Genomic DNA, 3,594 nt, shown 5'->3' with positions numbered 1-3,594 from the left:
CCGTCGAAGCCGTCAATCGGACAGTAGCGAGGATCAATCTACGCCCGCGCAAGCGCTTGGGCTGGAAGACGCCGTACGAAGTGCATACAGGGGTGAGCGTTGCACTTATGTGTTGAATTCAGGCCCCTTTTGCCTGAGTGAGAACTGGCACGGCGGAAGTCCAGCTTTAGGGGCTCGGCTGTTCGCGTTGGTAGGCCTAGCTCTTGGTGTTCTGGCCTGCGTATTGGTGGGAGCTCTTCTGTTCAAGGTGCAGTGGTGGCTTGGTGTCGAAGGACAGTGGTCTCTATTGACGCTTGGTACATGTGCTGTGTCGGTTACTGCGGGATACCATTTTTACAACTGGTTTGTTGATTGCTGACCGGTGATCATGCTGTGGAAGGCAGCAATCGGCCAAAAGCGGTCTCTCACATTCTGCCGCACAATGCTTCGGCATCGCATATAGTGAATATCACGCCCTGAGAGCCCGGATTCTTGCAGTTAATTCCGCCTCAAGTTGCGCTAAGCCTTGGTCATTCCCGAGATACCTTATGTGGCGGAGGTGCGCAATATCGAATGGTATATCAGCTGGGTTTTGGGTAATGATGATCACTTCCTTGCCATAGGAATGGGCAATCCCCATCTCATAGAAGACGTTGGCATTCTTCCCGGTGCAGTCACAAATCACTATCGCAGCTTCGTCAATCAGAGCGACAACGTCCTGGATAATTGCCGGGTGATCCCATCTATTGTCGGCACGGCCACTATCCATCCCATTCGCAGTTGCCGCTCGTTGAATAACTTCCCAGACAGGCCCAAATCCCGCGAAAGGCATCATTGCAGATAGCAAATCGGGGCGAACGCGTTGAGGCGTAGCTAGCTGAAAGACTGTTGGTTGGCGAGCGGGCTGCCGCCACTCCGTCAACAGCACTTTGAACAGATCAGCGTCCTTGATCGACCAATGACTGTGCTCAAACGGACCAAATCCCCTTCGTGGGATCTGGATCCCCAGGGCAGGAGCGAGTGTGGTCAAATCACCCAACGGGATAGGGGGAATGTCAGGATCGTAGCGATACTCGACCACGACATTCTTGCCTTGCAACCGCGTGCCAGTGATTTCTCCTACACGGGAAACCTGATCAGCTTCGAACCGGGAGTTCTCCGGGGAAAAAATCGCGGGTAATTTCCTCATGAGATCAAAATTGGGGAGGTCCCCGATTTTCCACTGAGCCCCTAATGTCTGGTCGATGTAGATACGCCCAAGCGGCATCTCGTCGCGCCGACCGTTCCAACCGTTTGCCATCACAAGCAAATTGAACATAGATCGACTCCCTGTCTGTAGATCGCCCATTTAAATGCCAAGGCTTTCTATGATGCAATCGAATTTGGCCGGGGCCGCGCTGATCGGTCAACAAGCCCCTACCTGATAGGCGGCCATTGTCAATCCCGGCCGGTTGACCGACCATCCTACTCCAGCGCCGAACGGCGCTCAGTCAAATAAAAGATTTCGCTCATAGCGAATTTATTTTTTGACATTCTGCTCGATCAGGCATAGCCTGCATCTGCGGTAGGGAGATTACCTCGCAGATGTGGGGGCCTCGGCCCTGTGGAGGTTCGCCTCTAACCCTTCCCCACGCGCTCCGGAGCCTCAGCACCACTGGCCACTGGCCACGGGCCGCGAAGGGATACTGCTTCCGCGCGAGACGGAAGCAGGTGCTCAGAAGGGGGGAAAAGTGTTGCTTGCTCCAATTTTCAGTCCAGTTGCACGCGAGACCTCTCAATTCCGAGAGGGCAACGAGGACAAAAAGATGAAAATTGATAAACCCGCCAAGCGACGCTCGGCAGTAAAGAAACAACGTAAGGTGAAGTGGCTGAAGGTCGTTATGAGTGCTGTACGTTGGATCGGGCTGGCGTTATCCCTGGTCGACAAGCACTGGCCTAAGCTCTCGGAAAACTTACGTGACTTATTCTAACTGCCTTACCCCCGCTGTTGTCACTCAAAGGAGCCCGATAATGTTGAACCAGGCACTGCGTTTGATTCGAACCTACCACGACTTATCTCAGACTGAGCTTTGTAAAAAACTTGGCATCTCAAATTCTTATTTGTCAGAAATAGAGTCTGGAAAAAAGCAACCCACAATTGATATATTAACCAAATACAGCGAATATTTTGAGATACCTTTGTCCTCTATACTCTTTTTCTCCGAAAGTATGGATGCCCCCAAGCCAACAACTAAGCTGAGAACCAGCATTGCCAAAAAAGTAATAAACATATTGGAATGGGTGGAGAATAAAAATGAGGCAAAAGCGAGAAAAGGCAGTTAGGCGAGAGCGTAAGTCTTACGACATATCTCAAAGCGCTTTGTATAACACCTCAACAAAATTGAAGCTCGCATCATTATTCTCCGTTGAAATTGGCGCTCTTAAAGATTGCATTGGTGATTACCGTCAATTTGAATTGATACCAGAACCTGATCCTTTTAAAGCTGGAAAGCCACCCAAATCAAGGTTGGTACAAAAACCAGCGCCTCGACTTCTGGCCATTCATGAACGTATCTTGAAACTCCTTCGCTGTGTTCGTGTGCCTGAATATATGCAATTCGCATTAAAGGGAACGTCTTACAAAAGGAACGCGGAAGAACACCTTCACAAAAAATGCGTCGCGACTTTAGATATACGAAATTTCTTTGGCTCCACATCGAAATCAAAAGTTTTCAATTTGTTCAATAACGATCTCAAGGCGCCAGGAGACGTTGCTAATATGTATGCTGACCTAGTGACAGTCGATAACTGCCTGCCCACTGGAAGCCCGCTCAGTCCGTTGATGTCTTTTTACGCGAATAAAAATCTCTTCGACGACCTAAGCAAGTTGGCTCATGCGCACAATCTAACATTTACATGTTACGTCGATGATCTCACATTTTCCGGAGAAAAAATTAGCGAATCTTTTCTGTGGCAAGTTGAGAGGGCTATAGCCGCATATGGACATATAGTCGCCAGCAATAAAACTAAACTTTTCCAAAATGGTAAACCAGCACACATCACAGGCGTCGTCGTCCACTCGGGAGCTATTCGTGTGCCTAACGCACGGTACAGGAAAATTCGACTAATTAAAGCAGCTATTGCCACCGGCAAAAACAATTACGGTCTAACAAGAAAGGAGCTGGAATACAAACTGGGCGGATTGCTCGGAGAGGCGGCTTACCTTGATCCCAGCAATCTGCCCGCAGCCATTGAATTCAACAAATCATTCAAAAGATCCAGCTCGCCCCTTCCCGAGCACGTGCCGGACAACCCCGCCGCTACTGAAAAGACATTCGATGATGCTTCTGATCTGCCTTGGAATTAGCATAATTGGCGCTCCGATCAATCCTGCCTCCAAAAGCTTTTCAATTTCCTGATTGGCGAAGGGGGCACCCTGCCTCAAGCCGCTGCACGGAAAGTTACCAACGCTTTTCGTAAGATCTTGCGTGCGGCTGAGTAACAATTGCTTCCTGAATTCATAGAATAAGCGCAACGCTTGAAACGAGAGGCAGAGAGCCAGCCACCGGTAGAATCCAGGCTCTCACACCGAAGGATTCAAGCGCAGATGACTACGCATTACCGGCAGCTGACTCA

4 protein-coding genes and 1 pseudogene are annotated in these 3,594 nt (G+C 49.8%); 4 read left to right on the top strand and 1 reads right to left on the bottom strand.

What is annotated here, in order from left to right; genetic code table 11:
• A pseudogene (locus AC19YT_RS27940) lies at nucleotides 1-116 on the top strand (IS30 family transposase); the annotation flags it as partial.
• 332 nt (nucleotides 117-448) lie between these two features.
• Here AC19YT_RS27940 and AC19YT_RS27935 read toward each other — a convergent pair.
• Entirely contained in the window at nucleotides 449-1,297 is an 849-nt protein-coding gene (locus AC19YT_RS27935) for a hypothetical protein (RefSeq protein WP_500611359.1), read from the bottom strand.
• 487 nt (nucleotides 1,298-1,784) lie between these two features.
• Here AC19YT_RS27935 and AC19YT_RS27930 point away from each other — a divergent pair, with 487 nt between their 5' ends.
• Genes AC19YT_RS27930 through AC19YT_RS27920 form a run of 3 tightly spaced genes read left to right on the top strand, consistent with a single transcriptional unit; the run spans nucleotide 1,785 to nucleotide 3,325 of the window.
• The gene (locus tag AC19YT_RS27930; protein ID WP_153435220.1) at nucleotides 1,785-1,949 is read left to right on the top strand and encodes a hypothetical protein; all 165 of its coding nucleotides are present in this window, start codon (nucleotides 1,785-1,787) and stop codon (nucleotides 1,947-1,949) included.
• 40 nt (nucleotides 1,950-1,989) lie between these two features.
• Nucleotides 1,990-2,301, top strand: a complete 312-nt coding sequence (locus tag AC19YT_RS27925) for a helix-turn-helix domain-containing protein (RefSeq protein ID WP_057005075.1) — start codon at nucleotides 1,990-1,992, stop codon at nucleotides 2,299-2,301.
• Nucleotides 2,273-3,325 carry a reverse transcriptase family protein gene (locus tag AC19YT_RS27920; protein ID WP_082643860.1) on the top strand — a complete coding sequence of 351 codons (1,053 nt, stop codon included), beginning with the start codon at nucleotides 2,273-2,275 and terminating at the stop codon, nucleotides 3,323-3,325. Before AC19YT_RS27925 ends, AC19YT_RS27920 begins: the two co-directional genes overlap by 29 nt.
• Nucleotides 3,326-3,594 lie beyond the last annotated feature (269 nt).

The sequence above is a fragment of the Pseudomonas sp. MF08875 genome, from assembly GCF_059862525.1.
Note: the sequence above shows the minus strand (reverse complement) of the source record. Positions and strands in the feature narration are given on the sequence as shown.